Genomic DNA, 1,567 nt, shown 5'->3' on the forward strand with positions numbered 1-1,567 from the left:
TGGTTCGTCTGGATTGATTGGCGTTCCAGGTGTCTGTGGATCCGTTGGATTCACTGGCGTCAACCGATGCTTCAAGTGAACCGTGAAATTCTGATCAGTTGTGTCATCATTGTCGAACGTCAAACCTGCTGGATAGCCATCGGTGACCAACTCATACCCTTGTTTCTTATAATCGGCAATGCTACCGCTGGTACTATAGCTGGATTTTGAACCCGTTGTTCCTGAGATTGAGTCCGTCTTTAAAGTTTTTCCGGTCGTATCATCAACGTAACTGACACTACCTTGTTGCTTATCTGCTGTATAGGTGATCGTTGTATCTGTACCATTATCAGAAGGTATTGGCGGAATATAGCCCTTAGTACGGTCATCGGGATCAACTGGCACCAAAGGAGTCCCCATATGGTCTTCAGGTGTATAGCCAGGAAAAAAATCAATAACCGGGTAATCAGGCACCGATGAATCAGCAATCTTAGTAGGGTCACTAGGATTATTGGGATAAATAATTGATGTTGTCGAGCCATCAGGATTAGAGACGACCCAGTTGCCGAGCTTGCTGTAAACATACTCAACATCAGAGGTTTGTGGAATATATGGATTTTTAATTCCGTATGTCGCAGAACCTAGTTGATACGTTATCGTAGGATCTGAGGGCTCTATACTTGTCCATGTTTTGAGAACTTTTCCATTTTGAGCAATTGAAGCAGACATTGTTCCATCTGAACCAGTCTGAGTGTAAGTAATAACTACTCCATTATGAAAGTTTTTAACATAGCTAGCACCAATCTTTCCGTATGGTGACATAACGCCATTTGAATTAGAAGGTGCAGTAGCATAGTAACCATTTACAACATTTACGTCGCTGGTCGTATAATTTTGGCCAACTAACCCTTTTTGTGTATAAGCAACAACCGGATTACCATTACTGTCGGTGATTTGCTTGCCATCTTTATCAACGTAATAGGTTGTTTGTGTGATCAATTTGGGTACAAAATAAGAAAGTGTACTGTAGTAGTTACTATCAAATTTACTAGCATTATATTTAGTAACAAAACTATTGTTTGAACTTCGAACCATTTCAAAATAAGCATCATTATAGTAGGTAGTGCTATCAGATACAGCAGATGTTACCTGAGTATTTTGATTTAAAGTGTATTGTTTTAAAACTTGATTTGATGCCGATAATTCCGTTACATAAACAATTCCATCGCCCGTTCGATTAGTTGAAAAAACAATCTGGTTTCCACCAGATTTTGCTTGCAACCATTCATAACTATAATGAGATTTATCTGGATCAATCCACATCCCAGATGGATAATCTGGATCACTAACTGAGAAACCCGTATTGGTAACTGAACCTGCCAATACCCTTCTACCATAGTTTTGAGCAAACTTAGTTGTAACTATTGCATCATTTTTAGAAACATTAGTGGCTATCTGCGCTACAATCTGGTTTCCACCCGCACTGATTGCATCAGCCTTCACTGCACTACTACTTGCACTGGTCGTTTCAGCCTTCGCTGCACTGCTATTACTTGCACTGGTCGTTTCAGCCTTCGCTGCACTGCTA

1 protein-coding gene is annotated in these 1,567 nt (G+C 40.3%); it reads right to left on the reverse strand.

Features of this window, described 5'->3' with window-relative positions:
* A partial coding sequence (locus FFM75_RS14090; protein ID WP_414672090.1) for a mucin-binding protein occupies positions 1–1,567 on the reverse strand: 1,567 nt, incomplete at both ends.

The organism is Lactiplantibacillus daowaiensis, assembly GCF_005405085.1.
GTDB lineage: Bacteria > Bacillota > Bacilli > Lactobacillales > Lactobacillaceae > Lactiplantibacillus > Lactiplantibacillus daowaiensis.